Source organism: Quadrisphaera sp. GCM10027208 (assembly GCF_042658805.1).
In the GTDB taxonomy this organism is placed as follows: Bacteria; Actinomycetota; Actinomycetes; order Actinomycetales; family SCSIO-59966; genus SCSIO-59966.
In genome coordinates this window covers 182,116-199,187 of record NZ_JBHSRC010000002.1, presented here as the reverse complement: position 1 = coordinate 199,187, position 17,072 = coordinate 182,116, and the positions used below count along the sequence as shown (strand labels likewise).

The 17,072-nt window shown below is 73.7% G+C and carries 15 protein-coding genes and 1 riboswitch; of the genes, 4 read left to right on the top strand and 11 right to left on the bottom strand.

Annotation, left to right across the window (positions count from 1 at the left end):
- Positions 1–21: 21 nt before the first annotated feature.
- From ACFP6A_RS03985 to ACFP6A_RS03970, 4 genes are all read right to left on the bottom strand, one after another.
- Complete coding sequence (locus ACFP6A_RS03985) at positions 22–522, bottom strand: HNH endonuclease (protein WP_379601734.1); 501 nt, start codon at positions 520–522, stop codon at positions 22–24.
- A gap of 137 nt (positions 523–659) precedes the next feature.
- Complete coding sequence (locus tag ACFP6A_RS03980) at positions 660–1,466, bottom strand: C40 family peptidase (RefSeq protein ID WP_379601732.1); 807 nt, start codon at positions 1,464–1,466, stop codon at positions 660–662.
- Positions 1,467–1,508: 42 nt separating this feature from the next.
- A riboswitch (cyclic di-AMP (ydaO/yuaA leader) is annotated at positions 1,509–1,654 on the bottom strand.
- Between the two features lie 314 nt (positions 1,655–1,968).
- Positions 1,969–3,063, bottom strand: coding sequence for a hypothetical protein (locus tag ACFP6A_RS03975; RefSeq protein WP_379601730.1), 1,095 nt, complete (start codon positions 3,061–3,063; stop codon positions 1,969–1,971).
- A complete protein-coding gene (locus tag ACFP6A_RS03970; protein ID WP_379601728.1) occupies positions 3,050–3,751 on the bottom strand; it encodes a metal-dependent transcriptional regulator in 702 nt (233 codons plus the stop codon). Before ACFP6A_RS03970 ends, ACFP6A_RS03975 begins: the two co-directional genes overlap by 14 nt.
- Before the next feature lie 75 nt (positions 3,752–3,826).
- Between ACFP6A_RS03970 and ACFP6A_RS03965 the strand changes: the two genes are divergently transcribed.
- Complete coding sequence (locus tag ACFP6A_RS03965; protein ID WP_379601726.1) at positions 3,827–4,564, top strand: hypothetical protein; 738 nt, start codon at positions 3,827–3,829, stop codon at positions 4,562–4,564.
- A 410-nt stretch (positions 4,565–4,974) separates the two neighbouring features.
- Here the strand turns inward: ACFP6A_RS03965 and ACFP6A_RS03960 are convergent, their stop codons facing one another.
- The 3 genes from ACFP6A_RS03960 to pdxH form a co-directional block, all read right to left on the bottom strand.
- Positions 4,975–6,240: an MFS transporter gene (locus tag ACFP6A_RS03960; protein ID WP_379601724.1), complete on the bottom strand. Its 1,266-nt coding sequence runs from the start codon at positions 6,238–6,240 to the stop codon at positions 4,975–4,977.
- A gap of 295 nt (positions 6,241–6,535) precedes the next feature.
- Positions 6,536–7,666, bottom strand: a complete 1,131-nt coding sequence (locus ACFP6A_RS03955; protein WP_379601722.1) for a VIT1/CCC1 transporter family protein — start codon at positions 7,664–7,666, stop codon at positions 6,536–6,538.
- A 108-nt stretch (positions 7,667–7,774) separates the two neighbouring features.
- Positions 7,775–8,473 (bottom strand): pyridoxamine 5'-phosphate oxidase, encoded by a 699-nt coding sequence (gene pdxH / locus ACFP6A_RS03950; RefSeq protein ID WP_379601720.1) that lies wholly within the window; start codon positions 8,471–8,473, stop codon positions 7,775–7,777.
- 64 nt (positions 8,474–8,537) lie between these two features.
- Here pdxH and ACFP6A_RS03945 point away from each other — a divergent pair, with 64 nt between their 5' ends.
- From ACFP6A_RS03945 to ACFP6A_RS03935, 3 genes are read left to right on the top strand one after another with little or no spacing between them, the layout of a single operon-like run.
- Positions 8,538–9,662 (top strand): citrate synthase 2, encoded by a 1,125-nt coding sequence (locus tag ACFP6A_RS03945; protein WP_379601718.1) that lies wholly within the window; start codon positions 8,538–8,540, stop codon positions 9,660–9,662.
- Entirely contained in the window at positions 9,659–10,819 is a 1,161-nt protein-coding gene (gene serC, locus ACFP6A_RS03940; protein WP_379601716.1) for a phosphoserine transaminase, read from the top strand. The genes ACFP6A_RS03945 and serC overlap by 4 nt, the downstream gene beginning before the upstream one ends.
- The gene (locus ACFP6A_RS03935) at positions 10,786–12,042 is read left to right on the top strand and encodes an MFS transporter (RefSeq protein ID WP_379601714.1); all 1,257 of its coding nucleotides are present in this window, start codon (positions 10,786–10,788) and stop codon (positions 12,040–12,042) included. Before serC ends, ACFP6A_RS03935 begins: the two co-directional genes overlap by 34 nt.
- Here ACFP6A_RS03935 and ACFP6A_RS03930 read toward each other — a convergent pair.
- The 4 genes from ACFP6A_RS03930 to ACFP6A_RS03915 form a co-directional block, all read right to left on the bottom strand.
- Entirely contained in the window at positions 11,984–13,177 is a 1,194-nt protein-coding gene (locus ACFP6A_RS03930; RefSeq protein ID WP_379601712.1) for a methyltransferase, read from the bottom strand. The two genes, ACFP6A_RS03935 and ACFP6A_RS03930, sit on opposite strands and share 59 nt — an antisense overlap.
- Positions 13,178–13,401: 224 nt before the next feature.
- The gene (locus ACFP6A_RS03925; protein ID WP_379601710.1) at positions 13,402–14,736 is read right to left on the bottom strand and encodes an MFS transporter; all 1,335 of its coding nucleotides are present in this window, start codon (positions 14,734–14,736) and stop codon (positions 13,402–13,404) included.
- The gene (locus ACFP6A_RS03920) at positions 14,733–15,185 is read right to left on the bottom strand and encodes a MarR family winged helix-turn-helix transcriptional regulator (protein WP_379601708.1); all 453 of its coding nucleotides are present in this window, start codon (positions 15,183–15,185) and stop codon (positions 14,733–14,735) included. The genes ACFP6A_RS03925 and ACFP6A_RS03920 overlap by 4 nt, the downstream gene beginning before the upstream one ends.
- Before the next feature lie 408 nt (positions 15,186–15,593).
- Positions 15,594–17,072 carry an NCS2 family permease gene (locus ACFP6A_RS03915; protein ID WP_379601706.1) on the bottom strand — a complete coding sequence of 493 codons (1,479 nt, stop codon included), beginning with the start codon at positions 17,070–17,072 and terminating at the stop codon, positions 15,594–15,596.

Genomic DNA, 17,072 nt, shown 5'->3' with positions numbered 1-17,072 from the left:
GGGCGAAGAGGAGCGTCGAGGTCAGGCGGCGGCGGGTAGGTAGTCCACCCACAACGGGTGGAGCGGCTCGGCGTGCCGGAGGGTCCAGGCGGGGCCGTGCGGCGGGCGCGGGACGACGTGCAGGGTCCAGCCGAGCTCCTCCGGCGTCCGGTTGCCCTTGACGTTGTTGCACCGCACGCAGCAGGCCACGAGGTTCTCCCAGGAGTCCGGCCCGCCCCGGCTGCGCGGCAGCACGTGGTCGACGGTGGTCGCCGGCCCACGGCAGTAGGCGCAGCGCTGCGCGTCACGGCGCAGCACGCCCTGGCGCGACACCGGCATCGTCCGGGCTCGTGGCACCCGGACGTAGCGGGACAGCAGGATCACCGACGGCCGGTCCAGGACGACGGAGCTCGAGCGGACGCCGGGGCCGTCCGTCGCGAGCACGACCGCCTTCCCGGTGAGGACGAGGACGATCGCCCGCCGCAGGGACACCACGGCGAGTGGCTCGAAGCCCGCATTGAGGACGAGCGTGCGGGGGCGCACAGGGGCAGGGTACGGCCCGTCCGGCCCGCCGGCCCAGCACCCTGAGTCATCGACCCGTCGCCGGAAGGCGGCCACGAACGCCATCGGCCCGGCACCGCGGCGTGCGGTACCGGGCCGACGGCTCGGACGACGACGGATCAGTGCGTGTAGGTCACGAAGATCGGGTTGAACCAGATGCTGCGCTTCTGCACGGTCTTGCCACTGCGCGGGGCGTCGTACATCATCCCGCCGCCGGCGTAGATGCCGATGTGGCCGCTGCCGCTCCAGACCAGGTCGCCGGGACGGGCCTCGCTGGCCGAGATCCGGCGTCCGCCGGAACCCTGGCCACCGGACGTGCGGGGCAGGGAGATGCCCGCCTGGCCGTACACGTACTGGGTGTAGCCGGAGCAGTCGAAGCCGGACGGCGAGGCGCCGCCGTAGCTGTACGGCGTGCCGACGTAGCGGGCAGCGATCGCGAGGATCGCGCTGTTGGAACCCGAGGCGGAGGTGACTGGTGCAGCAGCGGACGCGGACCCCTCCGACGACCCGGACGACGAGCTGCCGGTCGACTCGCGCGTGGTGCTGCGGGACGCCGTCTGGCGACGCTGCTCGTCCTGCACGGCGGGCTCGGGCTCCGGCGGCGGTGGCGGCGGCGCTTCGGCCGTGCTGACGTGCGGCAGCTTGATACGCAGCTCGGAGTCGTCGGCAGCGGCGACGACCTGGACGGCGGCAGCAGCCGGGGCGGCCTTCTCACCAGCCTGCTCGGGCACGGCCGCGACGGCCTCGGTCGTGCCGGCGTCCGGTCGACCCGCGGTGTCGGTGCCGGTGGTGGCACCGGCGGCCGGCAGGCCCATGGTGACGACGAGCCCACTGGAGGCGGCAAGAACGGCAGACCGGCGGCCCATCGTCGCCGCGTTCGCGCTGACCGCCTCGGACAGCGTCGACAGCGGGGTCTTCGGACGCACCTCAGCGCGGTAGCGCCCACGGGGACGTGTGCTCACAGTTGCAGTGCCTCTCCCACGCCTACGAGGTGAGCTGTCGGGTTCGGGTGGGAAAGTCACCCGGCCGCTCGTGCGGCTTCACCCCGAGGGACCCATGGGTCCCGGGAAACGTGTGGTTCCCCCGCCCCTGCCTGCGGTGTCGTTCTGGACCTCCGTCGGTGGCAGGGCTCGGCGTTCCGACGTCGGGCTCCGGGGAGGGGGTCCCGGAAGCGAGGGCGACAGTAGCGAGCCGCCCTGGCAATGTCACGTCCAGGTCACGACGCCGTCCGGCCCTGACCGCTGACCCGTCTGGACCAGCCCAGGACCAGCGAAAACGGGCTCCCGTGTCGGGCCAAGCCTTGGTCAAGAGATGGTCACGGCGTCCGGCTCACTGCCCGAAATTGTCACTCACCGCACTAAGACACCACGCAACGTGTTGTGAGCATCATCACATCACGTGGACGCGGTTGAGCGGCAGGCCGGCTGCTCATCCCGCCAGCACGTCGTCCAGGACGGCGGTGACCTCCCGGCGCAGACGGTCCAGCACCGTCGTCGGACGGATCGGCTGCCCCGCCACCACAGTGAGGACCCCGGCCAGACCGGGCAGCGCCTCGGGCCGCCGCTCGCCGCCGTCGACGTCGGCCACGTCGGCCAGCACGAGGTTCCGGTCCTCCCCGGCCCCGTCCTCCCACGGGCGTCCCATGCGCTCCAGGGTCTCCGCCCACGCGGCCTGGACGTCGTCCGGACCGGGGACGCCGAAGAAGTGGCCGACCGGGGCGCTGTGCCGCAGGGCGACCACCGGCGACGACGCGAAGGCGGCGGCCAGCGTCATCCGGTCGGCCAGGTTCTCCAGCACCTCACCGGGCAGGACCGTGACCACCCCGCAAGCCCGGTCGCACCCGGCGTCGCCGGGGTCGGGCCGGCCATGTCCAGGACGCAGCGCGCACTGGCGCAGACCCGCAGCAACGCGGGCGTGCCACCGGTCGAGGTACGCCCGCCACTGCTCCGGCGGGACGGGGCCGGAGTCCTCGCCCGGTCGCATCGCCAGGACCCGCTCCGCCGCGGACCGCCGGTGCCTCGGCATCGGGCAGTCCTCGGTGCCCCACATCGTCCCGGTCACGTGGTCCCGAAGGCGGGGCGGGTCGGCGGCGTGGCCGAGCACCGACTCCCACGCCAGCACGGGCAGGTACTCGGCCATGAGGTGCAGGACGAGGACGACGAACGCGGTCTCCTGGCGGGACCAGTGGGTCTCCAGCACCTCGAGCATGAGCCCGTACAGCGGGACCAACGACGCGAGCGACCCACGGTCGGGGTCGTCGTAGGTGTCGGGGAACCGCATCGCCCGGACCTGCGCGGCCAGGTCGGCCGGCACGCCGTCCACCTCGTCGAAGCCGACCGCGTCGAGCTGGACCAGCCGCGCGCCGGCCCGGCACAGGGCCAGCGCCCGGCGGCGCTGGGCACCGCTGAGCTGCTCGACGCTGCGCAGAGCCTCGCCGAGCTCGGCGAACCGGGCGTCGTCGATCAGCGAGCGCAGGACGGCGGCCAGGTCCTCGGCGCAGTCCGGCTCGTCAGCGGGTGTCACCGGGGACCACGAAGACGTGCGCGGCGACCGGACCGGGCAGGGTGAGGGCGCCGCCGACGAGCACCTGCCCGCCGTCGCCCGCGCGCACGACGACCCGGCCGCCCGGGCGCACACCGCCGACGGCGAGGCGGTGCATCAGCTCGGGGTCGGTCTGCAGCGGTTCGCCCAGCCGCCGCACCACGACGTCCACCGGCTCCCCGCCGGCCCGCCGGGCGGCGTCCGCCAGGGTCGTCAGCGCAGCCACCGGCTGCGCCCCGGACGCGCCGGGGTGGCCGAGCTCGTCCAGGCCGGGGATCGGGTTGCCGTAGGGCGACTCGGCCGGGGAGCCGATCATGGCGAGGATCTTGCGCTCGACCCGCTCGCTCATGACGTGCTCCCAGCGGCAGGCCTCCTCGTGGACGTACTCCCACTCCAGGCCGATGACGTCGACGAGCAGCCGCTCGGCGAGCCGGTGCTTGCGCATCACCCGGGTGGCCTTGCGGCGGCCCTCCTCGGTCAGCTCGAGGTGCCGGTCACCGGCGACGACGACGAGGCCGTCACGCTCCATTCGGGCGACGGTCTGGGAGACGGTGGGGCCGCTCTGCTGCAGGCGCTCGGCGATCCGGGCGCGCAGCGGGACGATGCCCTCCTCCTCCAGCTCGTAGATCGTGCGGAGGTACATCTCCGTGGTGTCGATGAGGTCGCTCACCGTGCTCCGTCCTTCGTCCCGGCCCGGTCCGCCGGACCCGAGCACACGGTAGCCCGGACCGCTACCGTCACGGGCATGCCCGATCTCGTCGTCCCCGCTCGGTTCAACGGTCCGCCCGCCTCGGCAAACGGCGGCTGGTCGGCCGGGGCACTGGCGGCGCTGCTGCTGCCGCCGGAGGCGTCCGCTCGCCCGGTGTCGGTCCGCTTGCACCGGCCACCGCCGCTCGACGTCCCGATGAGCGTCGAGGTCGCGGACGACGCGGCCACCGCCCGGATCGACGGCGACGTCGTCCTGACCGCGGCCGTCGCGACCGAGGAGGCGCTGGGTCCCGACCTGCCGGCGGTCGACCTGGAGACGGCGACCGCGGCGACGGTCCGGTACGCGGGCCGGCAGGACCACCCGTTCCCGACCTGCTTCGTGTGCGGCACGCAGCGCCCCGACGGGTTGCGGCTCGAGCCGGGCCACCTGCTGTTCCGGGAGGAGATGACCGCCTGCCCGTGGACGCCGCCGGAGGACCTGGACGCCGGGGACGGACGCGTCGCGCTGCCGGTCGTCTGGGCCGCGCTGGACTGCCCGGGTGGGTGGTCGGCAGACCTCGTCGGGCGGCCGATGGTGCTCGGCACGATCACTGCCGCCGTCCCGGAGCGGCCCCGGGTAGGCGAGCCGTGCGTCGTCGTCGGGACCGTCCTGGGGCGATCCGGACGCCGCACGCTCACGGCCACCGCCCTGCGCCGGGCCGCGGACGGCGCGCTGCTGGCCCGGGCCGCCCACATCTGGGTCGAGGTCGACCCGACCGCCTTCTCCGCCCCGTGAACCCCTCTCCTCGTGATCATGCAATCCCGCCACCCTGCACGGCGCACCGGCCCGCCCCCCAACCTTTCGTGATCATGCAATCCCGCCACCCTGCGCGACCCGCCGACCCCACCCCCACCCCCTCGTGATCATGCAATCCCGCCACCTGCACGACCCGCCGCCGCTCCCGAAAAGTGCTGGCTTGGCGGCACGACACGCCAGTAGGCCGGTGCCGGCGGCAGCACTCTGTGACCACCGCAACGACCACTCGTCCACCCGGGTGGCGGGATTGCATGATCACGAAAAGGGGGTGGGGGTGGCGGGATTGCATGATCACGAGCAGGGCGGGCGGGGGTGGCGGGATTGCATGATCACGAAAAGGGGGTGGGGGCGGTGCGCCTGGTGCTGCTGGGGTGGGCCGAGACCAGGGGTCAGGGCTCGGGGTGGCGGGCGTCGTAACGACGGAAGCGCGGGTTGCGGCGAGCGAGCCAGCCGATCCCGAGGACACAGACGACCCCGCCCGCAACCGCCGCCATACCCTCGCCAACCGCCTGCGCCACCCCGCTCGTCGCGAGCTCGCCCAGTCGCGGCCCGCCGGCGACGACGACCACGAACACCCCCTGGAGCCGCCCCCGCATCGCGTCGGGCGTGGCCGACTGGAGGATCGTCTGCCGGTACACCGCACTGACCGCGTCCGACGCGCCGGCCAGCACGAGGAACCCCAGCCCCGCAGCGAGGGCCCACGTCCCCGGCCCGACCACCTCCGCGAGCAGGACGACGACCCCGAACCCGATGATCGAGGTCCCCCAGGCCGTGATCGCCCACAGCACCGCCAGGCCCTGCCGGTTCACCCGTCCCAGTGGCCCGGACAGCACACCGGCCAGCCCCGACCCGACGGCGATCGCGCCGGACAGCAGGCCCACGGTCGTCGGACCGGCCCCGAACGCCCCGATGGCCACCGCGGGGAACAGCGCCCGGGGGAACGAGGAGACCATCGCCAGGACGTCGACGACGAAGGTCATCCGGACGTTCGGCTGAGTGCGTAGGTAGCGCAGCCCTTCGACGACCGAGGAGAACCCGGCGCGGCGGACGCCGCCCTGCGGGGGCAACGACGGCAGCCGCACGAGTGCCCACAGCGCAGCGAGGTAGGTGAGCACGTCGACCGAGTAGGCGACGCCGTAGCCCAGCTGCCCGACGAGGACGCCGGCGAGCACCGGGCCGAGGGTGAACCCCACCGGGAAGACAGCTGCCTGCAGGGCGTTCGCGGCGGGGAGCAGACGCAGTGGGAGCAGCCGCGGCAGGATCGCGGCCCGAGCCGGTTGGACGACGGCGAACGCGGCGCTGTGCAGGGACGTCAGCAGGTACAGCACCCACACCTGCTCCAGCCCCGCCCACGCCTGTCCCGCGGTGGCGAGGGAGACCACCCACAACGCCACGGACGCGCCCAGGGCCACCGTGCGACGGTCGTAGGCGTCGACGATCGCCCCGCCGTACAGACCGAGGACGACGAGGGGGACGAGCGCGAACAGGCCGACGAGCCCGACGGCGAGGGTGGAGCCGGTCAGGTCGTACACCTGCAGGCCGAGCGCTGTGATCGCCAGCTGCTGGCCCACGTTCGCCAGCGCGTTGCCGACGAGCAGCCGCCGGTAGTCGGCGCTGACCCGCAGCGGGGTCAGGTCGGCGAACAGGCGCGGCACTCGCCAGATTGTGGTCCCGCCTGGACAGGGAACAGCCCGCGGGCTCCCTCCTCACCGAGGAGGACGCCGCACTGGACGAGGTGCGGCACCCGCGGGCTGCGGTGACTGCCGTGGACTCGCCGGCCGCCACGAGCGGGCCGGAGGACCGGGGGCAGTCCGTCCGAAGTGCTTCGGGCGGCTAGCTGGCAGCCACCTCACGCGTCCGTCTGTCACTCACTGGTCGGACCACCTCCTTTCCCGTGTACCGCAGACGCTACGTCGTCGCGGCGGCTCGTGGCCAGCCCCTTTTCGCCACTCAGATGACGGTCACGCCGAACACGGTGCCGAACAGGTACGTCGCGCCGGCGGCCAGTGCGCCGACCGTCATCTGGCGCAGGACGCCGCGCACCACCGGCCGGCCGGTGAGCCGGGCCATCCCGCCACCGACCACGGCCAGCGCCAGCAGAGCCATCCCGATCGCGAGTCCGAGGGCGAGACCGCCACCGGTGAAGAGGTAGGGGATGACGACCACGATCGCACCGAGGGAGAAGAAGAGGAAGCTCCACAGCGCCGCCCGCCACGGCGAGCCCAAGTCGTCCGGGTCGAGCCCCAGCTCCTCGCGGGCCATCGTCTCGAGAGCGACGTCCTTGTCCGACATCACCTGCTCGGCGACCTCGCGTGCCGTCTCCGGGTCGATCCCCTTGGCCTCGTAGATCAGCTGCAGCTCACGCTTCTCGTCCTCGGGGTGCGCCTCGATCTCCTGGCGCTCGATCTCGAGCTCGCGCTCGAACGCCTCGCGCTGGTTCTGCATCGAGATGAACTCCCCGGCCCCCATCGAGAACGCGCCGGCCAACCACCCGGCGAGCCCGGCCAGCAGCACCACCTGCTGGTCGACGGCCGCGCCGGCGAAGCCCATCACCAGGGCGGTGTTGCTGACCAGTCCGTCGTTGACCCCGAAGATCGCCGCCCGCAGGGTCCCGGACTTGTCGGCCCGGTGCCACCCCTCGGAGACGGGAGGGGACGACGTCCCGCCCCTGGCCTCCGCCATCAGCCCCTGCAGCGCCCGGGCGTGCCCGGCTTCGTCCTCCAGCATGGACGGCGGCGCCTCGGGCTCGTCGGCGTACTCGTCGGCGGCATCGCGCTCGCCCTGCTCCACGATCGGCAGGATCACGTCCGTGGACTCCGCCCGGGCCCGAGCGAGCAGCTCACGGGTGCGCTGGGAGGGGCGGAAGGCCGCACGATCGGGCGCCGTACCGCCGTGCTCGACCATCTTGGCCGCCCAGAAGGCGGCGTGCTTCTCCTCGATCGCCGCCAGCTCCTCGAGCACCTCGCGGCGCCGGCCCTGGCTGAGCTCGGCGAGCCCGCGGTACAGCGCGGCGGCGTCCCACTCCGCGGCCAGGTAGCCCGCGTACCGGTCGAGGTCGGCCTGGATGGGCCTGGTGCTCATGGTCCCTCCTTCGTCAGGTCGAGGCCATTGTCCTCCCTGTCACCGGGGCGCTGAGCGCCGATCGGGTGTGGTGCCCCCGGTCAGGGCCGCACGGTGAGGGCTGCACGGTCACGGCTGCAGCCGCTGCACCCTCCACGCCGCCGGGTCGTCGAGCGGCGCAGGCACCCCGTCCACGGCAGCGAACCGGACCCGGTCGTGCAGCCGGTCGGCGTGCCCGACCCAGAGCTCGACCTCGACCGGGTGCACCCGGTACCCGCCCCAGAACGGCGGCAGCGGGACGTCGTCCGAGCCCTCGAAGCGAGCGGTCACCGCAGCGACGGCGGCGTCCAGCTCGGCCCGGGACCCGATCGGCTCGGACTGCCGGGACGCCCACGCCCCCAGCTGCGAGGCCCGCGGGCGCGAGGCGAAGTACGCGGCCGCCTGCTCGCGGGGGACGACGGACACCGGTCCGCGCACCCGCACCTGCCGGAACATCGCGTGCCACAGCAGCACGAGCGCCGCCCGTGGACGGTGCTCCAGGTGGCGGGCCTTGGCCGAACGCAGGTTCGTGAAGAACGTCAGCCCGTCGGCGTCCATCCCCTTGAGCAGGACGGTGCGAGCGTCGGGGTCGCCGGCGGCGTCCACCGTCGCGAGCACCATCGCGCCGGGCTCGGTGACCCGCTGGTCGGCGGCCGCCTCGGCGTACCACTGCTCGAGCACGGCGAGCGGGCCGGCGGCACGCAGCGCCTCGACGGCGGCGTCGTCCAGGCCCTCCCCGGTGTAGAGCACCCGGGCCGCCGGGTCGACGACCGGTCGCACGGCGTCCATACCGGCGAGAGTAGGACCGCGCTCCCCCGGCGGCGGCCGCGGGCCCGCCTGGCACCATGACGGCATGACCGACACCACGTTCGTCCCCGGCCTGGAGGGCGTCGTGGCCTTCGAGACGCGCATCGCCGAGCCCGACAAGGACGGCGGGTCGCTGCGGTACCGGGGCGTCGACATCACCGACCTGGTCGGCCGGGTCTCCTTCGGCAACGTCTGGGGCCTGCTCGTCGACAACCGGTTCAACCCTGGCCTGCCGCCGGCCGAGCCGTTCCCGCTGCCGGTGCACACCGGCGACGTGCGGGTCGACGTGCAGTCGGCGCTGGCCCAGCTCGCCCCGGTGTGGGGCTTCCGCCCGCTGCTCGACATCGACGTCGAGCAGGCCCGCGAGGACCTCGCCCGCGCCTCGGTGATGGCGCTGAGCTTCATCGCCCAGTCGGCCCGCGGTCAGGAGCTGCCGATGGTCCCGCAGCGGGAGGTGGACCGGGCCTCGACGATCGTCGAGCGGTTCATGATCCGCTGGCGCGGCGAGCCCGACCCCCGCCACGTCGAGGCCGTCGACGCGTACTGGGTCTCCGCCGCCGAGCACGGGATGAACGCCTCGACGTTCACCGCCCGGGTCATCGCCTCGACCGGGGCGGACGTCGCCGCCTGCCTGTCCGGGGCGGTCGGGGCGATGAGCGGACCGCTGCACGGCGGAGCGCCGTCCCGGGTGCTGCACATGCTCGAGGCGGTCGAACGGTCTGGGGACGCCGGCGCCTACGTGCGGGCGGTGCTGGACGGCGGTCAGCGGCTGATGGGCTTCGGGCACCGCGTCTACCGGGCCGAGGACCCGCGGGCCCGGGTGCTGCGGGACACCGCCCGACGTCTCGGGGCTCCCCGCTACGAGGTGGCCCGCGCGCTGGAGGAGGCGGCCCTCGCCGAGCTGCACGCCCGCCGCCCGGACCGGGTGCTGGCGACGAACGTCGAGTTCTGGGCCGCCGTCGTCCTGGACTTCGCCGAGGTCCCGCCGGCCATGTTCACGCCGATGTTCACCTGCGCCCGGACGGCAGGCTGGGCCGCGCACGTGCTGGAGCAGAAGGCGACGGGCCGTCTCGTACGTCCGTCCGCCCGCTACGTCGGGCCCGGTCCGCGCCGTCCGGAACAGGTCGACGGCTGGTCCGACAACCTGTCCCCGGCGCACCGCACCGCATGAGCGCCGTGCCCCCGACCGGCGCCGTCCCGGACATCCGGATCCCGGCCGACCTGCTGCCCACCGACGGACGGTTCGGCTCCGGGCCCTCGAAGGTGCGCCCCGAGCAGGTCCGCGCGCTCGCCGCTGCCGCCACCGACTTGCTCGGCACCTCCCACCGGCAGGCTCCGGTGCGCTCCCTGGTCCGCCGAGTCCGCCGCGGCCTGGCCGAGCTGCTCGGTGCACCTGAGGACTACGAGGTCGTCCTCGGCAACGGCGGCGCCACCGCGTTCTGGGACGTCGCCGCGCTCGGTCTGGTCCGCGAACGCTCCCAGCACGTCGTCCACGGGGAGTTCTCGGCCAAGTTCGCCGCGGTGACGGCCGCAGCGCCGTTCCTGGCCGAGCCGTCCGTCGTCCGCGCCGACCCGGGCAGCCTGGCCCTGCCCCACGCGCAGGACGGGGTCGACGTCCACGCCCTGGTGCACAACGAGACGAGCACCGGGGTGATGGCCCCCGTGCACCGGGTGCCGGGCACCGCCCCGGCGGCGGACGGCGGACCGCTGGTCGTCGTGGACGCCACCTCCGCGGCCGGCGGCCTACCGGTGGACCTCGCCGAGTGCGACGTCTACTACCTCGCCCCGCAGAAGGTGCTCGGCTCGGACGGCGGGCTGTGGCTCGCGCTGCTCTCCCCGGCCGCCGTCGAGCGCGCCGGTGAGCTGGCCGCGACCGGACGGTGGGTGCCGACGTCGCTGTCGCTCACCGCGGCGCTGGACAGCTCCCGCCGGGACGAGACCGTGAACACCCCGGCGATCGCGACGCTCGTCATGGCCGCCGAGCAGCTCGACTGGCTGCTCGGGCGGGGCGGGCTGGCGTGGGCGACGGCCCGGACGGCGGACTCGGCCTCGCGGCTCTACGGCTGGGCGCAGGCCCGGGAGTGGGCGACGCCGTTCGTCGCCGACCCGGCGGCCCGCTCGCACGTCGTGGGCACGATCGACCTCGACCCCTCGGTCGACGCAGCGACGGTGTCCGCGGTGCTGCGCGCCCACGGCGTCGTCGACACCGAGCCGTACCGGCGGCTGGGCCGCAACCAGCTGCGGATCGCGATGTTCCCGGCGATCGACCCGGACGACGTGACGGCGCTGACCCGGTGCGTCGACCACGTCGTCGAGAGGCTGCTCTGAGCGCCGGGGCGGGTCGGCTGACGCTGCGGCGCGACGGCCTGACCTGGACCCTCTACGGCTGGCTCGGCACCTGGGGCTGGTTCGTGTTCGGCTTCAGCCCCGCGGTGCCGCTGCTGCGGGCCGAGCAGGGCACGAGCCGGTCGGTGGCCGCGCTGCACGGCACGATGCTGGCCCTGGGTGCGGTCCTGGCCGGCTGGTTCGGGGTGGCGCTGACCAGGCGGTTCGGCCGCCGGGCAGTCATCTCCGGGGGTGCGCTGACCCTCGCCCTCGGCGTCCTGCTGCTCGTCTCCGGCGGTGGGCTGGAGGTGACGCTGCCCGGCGCCCTGCTCGCCGGCACCGGCGGGTCCACCGCGCTCAACGCGACCTCCCCGGCGCTGGCCGACCACCACGGTCCGGCAGGGGCGGCCGCCATCTCCGAGGCCAACGCCGGCGCGGCGCTCGTCGGTGTGCTGGCGCCGCTCGCGCTCGGCGCCTCGGTGGCCGCAGGGCTCGGCTGGCGGCCGGCCGTCGGAGTCGCCGCCGCGCTCGGCGTCGCGGCCTTCCTCGCCGTCCGCCGCCTGCCCCCGGACCCGGCCCTCGACCGCCCGGGCCCAGCCCCCGACCGCCCGGACCAGGCCCTCGACCGCTCGGGCCCGCCCGCGCCGCCGGCCGGGACCCCCCGGCTGGGGCTGCGGTTCTGGAGCCTGGTCGGCGTCCTCGCCCTCGGCGTCGGAGTCGAGTTCTCGACCACGTTCTGGGCCGGGGACCTGCTCCAGGTGCGGCTCGGTGCGGCGCCCGGCACGGCCGCCGCGGCGGTCACCGGCTTCGTCGCCGGGATGGCCGTCGGCCGGCTGCTGGCGGGCCGGCTCGCGCTGCGCTTCTCACCTGCCCGTCTCCTGCTCGCCGGCCTGCTCACCGCCGGCGCGGGCTGGCTCGTGCTGTGGACGGCGCCCACCGTGCCGGCGGCCGTCGTCGGGCTCGTCGTCGCCGGCGGCGGGGTGGCGCTGCTGTTCCCGCTGTCCGTGTCGCTGGTGATGGCGGCCAGCGGAGGGCGGCCCGACCTGGGGTCGGCGGCCGGGTCGGTGGGCGCCGGGGTCGCCATCGGGTCCGCCCCGTTCGCGCTGGGTGCGCTGGCGGACGCCGTCGGACCGCACCAGGGCTTCCTCCTGGTGCCGGTGCTGCTGCTCAGCGCGGCAGCGCTGCTGCTGACGGCGGTAGGCGCAGGCCGGCGAGCTCGGGTGTGAGCATCCGGGCCAGCGCCGGGACGACGTCCCACTGCTCGACGAGGTCGGTGTACTCCCGGACGACGTCGGGGCCGGGTGGGGCACCGGTGCGCACCGCCCGGATCATCGCGTTGCGGGGGGTGTGCCGGGAGTCGATGAACTCCACGACGTCGACGCGGTAGCCGACCATCCGCAGGAGCAGGGCCCGTAGGGCGTCGGTCAGCACGTCGGCGAACCGCTCGCGCAGGATCGGCTGGCGGGTCAGCGCCCCGTAGGGGTGGGGGGCTGCGCCGAGCTGGCGGTGCAGGTCGCGGTGGCAGCAGGGGGCGGCCAGCACGACCGGCGCCCGCCAGCGCACGGCACGTGCCAGCGCCTCGTCGGTGGCGGTGTCGCAGGCGTGCAGGGCCAGGACGACGTCGACACCGCCCAGGCCGGGGTCCGCCTGCGCGATCGTGCCGGGGACGAACGACAGGCCGTCCAGCCCGACAGCGGCGGCGCGCTCGGCCGACCGGGCGACGAGGTCCTCGCGCAGCTCGACCCCGACGGTGCGCACGCCGCCCCGTCTGTTGGACAGGTAGCGGTGGGCCGCCATCGTCAGGTACGCGTTGCCGCAGCCGAGGTCGACGACCCGCAGCGGGGCGGCGTCCAGCCGGCGCACGACCGGCTCCAGCAGCCGGAGGAAGGCGTCGACCTGGCGACGTTTGTCGGCGTCCGCCCCGAGCACGGTGAACAGCGGGTCGTCCGGTTCGATGAGTCGCGGCTTGATCCGGTCGTGGGCGTGCAGCGCGGACGGCGCGACGGTGCGGCGGCTCGTCGCCGCCCGGTGCACCTGCGCCTCCCCCTTCTTCGTCACCCGGATCTGGAGGGTCTGCTCGAGGGTCTCCACGTGCCAGTTGCCGAACGGCTCGGTGAGCAGGACGTCGACCGCGCCGGCGACGTCCGCCGGCTCGAGGTTTCGGGTGGTCGCGCCGGTCTCGGTGTGCTCGACGACCTGCAGACGCCGACCCGCCTTGAGGTCCACCGGTCGCAGCTCGACCCGCCGCCAGCGCGGCCGGGCCCCGCGCCGGCGCCCGGCCCCCACGGCGCGGACGAGCCGGTCGACGTCGGTCAGCGCGGCCCGCACCTCGGCGAGGGCCTCGGGCAGCGGGGTCGGCATGAGGTCATCGTCCCAGCCTCACCACCGTCCACCCCTCCCCCCACCCCTCGGTGATCATGCAATCCCGCCACCCCGCGCCCGCACCCACCCGTGAGCGGTCCAGCGTCCCTCGTTCGTGATCATGCAATCCCGCCACCCTGCGCGTGCCACAGAGTGCTGGATTCAGCTCACTCCTGCCGGCGTGTCGCGCCACCAACCCAGCACTCTGCGCGGACGGCGGAGCGTCAGGCGGCGCTGGCGGCGTCCCGGGACTGCTGCGCGGCGAGCTCGCTGCGGGCCGCCGCGCGGTCCCGCGGCGCCGCTCCCACCTGAACGAACAGCCGCGGCCGATCGTCCCGCCGGTACCGGACGACGACCTGGTGCGTCCGCAGCAGGTAGGCGACGGCCACGCCGGCGACGGCCAGGGAGACCAGGCCGCCGACCGCGATGGTCCACCGGGCGCCGAAGACCTCACCGACCCAGCCGACGATCGGCGCGCCGACAGGAGTGCCGCCCATGAAAATGGCCATGTAGAGCGCCATCACCCGCCCGCGCATCTCCGGCGCGGTACTCATCTGGACGGTGGCGTTGGCTGCGGTCATGAGGGTGAGCGAGGCCAGGCCGACCGGGATGAGGGACAGCGCGAACAGCTCGTAGGTAGGCATGACGGACGCCGCGGTGGCGGCGACGCCGAAGGCTGCGGTGGCCCCGACGACGAGCCGGAGACGGGGACGCTCCCGGCGGGCGGCGATCAGCGCACCAGCGAGTGACCCGATGGCCATGATCGAGCCGAGCAGGCCGTAACCGCCGGCGTCCTTGTCGAACTCCAGCCGAGCCATCAGAGCAGTCGTCAGCTGGAAGTTGAGGCCGAACGTGCCCACCATGCCGACGATGAACATGATCAGCATGATGTCCGGGCGACCGCGCACGTAGCGGAGACCCTCCCGGATGGCACCGCGGCCCTTGGACGCGCGCTCCATCGGGAAGAGCTCTGCCGGACGCATGAGCATCAAGGCGACCACGGTGGCGGCGAACGAGACGGCGTTGATGAGGAACACGGGGCCGGTGCTGCCGAGGGCGGCGATGAGGGCGCCGGCCAGGGCCGGACCGATGAGACGGCCGGCATGGAACGAGGCGCTGTTGAGCCCCACAGCGTTGGGCAGCATCTCCTTCGGCACCATGGCGGCGACGAAGGTCTGGCGGGCGGGGGAGTCGATGGCCGACGTGACACCGAGCAGGGTGGCGAGCACGTACACGTGCCACAGCTGAGCTGTGTCGGTGATGACGAGCAGGCCGAGCAGCAAGCCCCACAGGCCCATCAGCGCCTGCGTGGCCATGAGCAGACGACGTTGCGGCAGACGGTCGGCGAGCAGTCCGGCGACCGGGCTCAGCAGCAGCATCGGGAGGAACTGCAGTCCGGTCGTGATGCCGACTGCGACCCCAGAGTTCTGGGTCAGCACGGTGAGCACCAGCCAGTCCTGGGCGACGCGCTGCATCCAGGTGCCGGTGTTCGACACGATGGCCCCGCTGGCCCACAGCCGGTAGTTGTAGACGTGCAGGGAGCGGAAGGTGGGACTCACCGGGCCACCACCTCGCGCAGCACGAGCGCCGCGCGGGCGAGGACCTCACGGTCCTCGGCACTGAGCTCGGCAAGCCGCCGGGTCAGCCAAGCGTCCCTGCGCTTGCGGGTCTCGGCCACCTCGCGGGCACCGGCCTCACTGATCGAGATGAGCACCTGGCGGCCGTCGTCCGGATGGTCCGTGCGCTCCACCAGGCCGGCGTCGACGAGAACGTTGAGGGTGCGAGTCATCGACGGAGGCTGCACGTTCTCGTGAGCGGCGAGCTCCCGGGGTGTCATCGGCCCGTGCTTGTCGAGGACGGAAAGTACGGCGTACTGACCGTCGCTGATCGCCTCGCTGCTCTTCTCCTGGCGCAGCCGGCGCACCGAGCGCATGAGCGCGACGCGCAGGTCGGCCGCCAGCGGCGCAGGACGGCACTGGCTCGCGGAGGGCATGGGGGCGGACGGCATGCCGTTAGCATAACTCATTACTCCGGCTAACGAAAATGCCAGGCCTCAGTGGTTGTGCCCTCCCATCGCCCCTCCCCTCCCCCTCCCCTCCCCTCCTCGTGATCATGCAGTCCCGCCACCCGGGCGTCGGGCTGGCGCGAGGCAGGTACGGCCTCACGTCACATGACCGCCGTCCCGGACGGCCCGAACGACCGAGGTGCCCGCCGGGCGCTCAGATCCTCAGCCCCACGAGCAGAGCGCCGAGCAGAGCGCCGAGTCCGTCACAGCGGCATCGGCGTGCGTGCCACCACCGCAGCACTTTGCGCGCCCGGCGTGCGGGGGTGGCGGGATTGCATGATCACGGGGACGACGGGGGCTGGGGGTGGCGGAATTGCATGATCACGGGGACGACGGCGAGGTGGGTCGGGGTCACGCGACGCCGAGGGCCTGCTTCACGGGGTCGATGGCGAAGTAGAGGACGAACAGCGCGGCCACGGCCCACATCAGAGGGTGCACCTGGCAGGCCCGGCCGCGCGCCACCTTGAGCACGACGTACGCGACAAAACCCGCACCGATGCCCGCGGTGATCGAGTACGTGAAGGGCATGAGCACGATGGTGAGGAACGCCGGGAGCGCGATCTCGAAGTCGTCCCAGTCGATCCCCTTGACCTGGGTCATCATGAGGAACCCGACGACGACGAGGGCCGGGGTCGCCGCTTCGTAGGGGACGATCGCGACGGCCGGGGCGAGGAACGTCGCCAGCAGGAACGCGACGCCGGTGACGACGGACGCCAGCCCGGTGCGGGCACCCTCCCCGACGCCGGTCGCGGACTCGATGTAGCTCGTGTTGCTCGACACGCCGGCGGCACCGCCGGCAGCCGCGGCGACGGAGTCGACGACGAGGATCCGCCGAGCGTTGGGCGGGTTGCCGTCCGCGTCGAGCAGGTCCCCCTCCTTGCCGATGGCCACCATCGTGCCCATCGTGTCGAAGAAGTCGGCAAGCATGAGGGTGAAGACGAGCAGGACGACGCTGACGATGCCGATCTTCTCGATCGACCCGAGCAGGCTGAACTGACCGAGCAGACCGAAGTTCGGCGTCGACACCCACTGCTCGGGCGGCGCGGGCACGTTGAGGCCCCACGCACGCGGGTTGCGGACCTCACCGTCCGCACCGATCTGCGGACCGAGGTTCGCGACGGTCTCGACGAGGACGGCGAGGGCGGTCGCAGCGACGATGCCGCCGAGGATGGCGCCCTTCATCCCGCGGGCCATCATGACGACGATGAGCAGCAGGCCGACGACGAACACCACCGTCGGCCAGCCCGCGAGGAACCCGCCGATGCCGAGCTCGACCGGGGTGGGCCCAGCCGGCTTGCGGACGAAGCCGGCGTCGAAGAGACCGATGATCGTGATGAACAGCCCGATGCCGACGCTGATCGCCGTCTTCAGCTGAGCGGGCACCGCCCGGAACACCGCCTCGCGGAACCCGGTCAGGACCAGGACGAGGATGATGAGGCCCTCGAGGACGACGAGCCCCATCGCGTCCGCCCAGGTCATCTCCGGCAGTCCGGCGATCCCGAACGCCACGAACGCGTTGAGCCCCAGGCCCGCGGCCAGGGCCAGGGGGTAGTTCGCGACAAGCCCCATGAGGATGGACATCAGCCCGGCGACGAGGGCCGTGGCCGCCGCGATCATCTCGAGGTTGGGGCCGTCGCCGCCACCGAGGAAGCCGCCGCTGCCGTCCGGAACCGTGCCGAGGATGAGCGGGTTGAGCACGATGATGTAGGCCATCGTGAAGAAGGTCGCCAGCCCGCCGCGGATCTCGCGGCCCACGGTGGAGCCACGCTCGGTGATCCGGAAGAACCGGTCGACGGCGGACGGGGTGCCGGAGGAGGTCTGCGTCGCCAC

What these genes read in the sequence shown, in the direction of transcription:
- ACFP6A_RS03930 (WP_379601712.1), bottom strand. Translation starts at nt 13,177, where the DNA reads ATGCCGACCCCGCTGCCCGAGGCCCTCGCCGAGGTGCGGGCCGCGCTG.
- pdxH (WP_379601720.1), bottom strand. Translation starts at nt 8,473, where the DNA reads ATGGACGCCGTGCGACCGGTCGTCGACCCGGCGGCCCGGGTGCTCTAC.
- ACFP6A_RS03955 (WP_379601722.1), bottom strand. Translation starts at nt 7,666, where the DNA reads ATGAGCACCAGGCCCATCCAGGCCGACCTCGACCGGTACGCGGGCTAC.
- serC (WP_379601716.1), top strand. Translation starts at nt 9,659, where the DNA reads ATGAGCGCCGTGCCCCCGACCGGCGCCGTCCCGGACATCCGGATCCCG.
- ACFP6A_RS03965 (WP_379601726.1), top strand. Translation starts at nt 3,827, where the DNA reads ATGCCCGATCTCGTCGTCCCCGCTCGGTTCAACGGTCCGCCCGCCTCG.
- ACFP6A_RS03920 (WP_379601708.1), bottom strand. Translation starts at nt 15,185, where the DNA reads ATGCCGTCCGCCCCCATGCCCTCCGCGAGCCAGTGCCGTCCTGCGCCG.
- ACFP6A_RS03945 (WP_379601718.1), top strand. Translation starts at nt 8,538, where the DNA reads ATGACCGACACCACGTTCGTCCCCGGCCTGGAGGGCGTCGTGGCCTTC.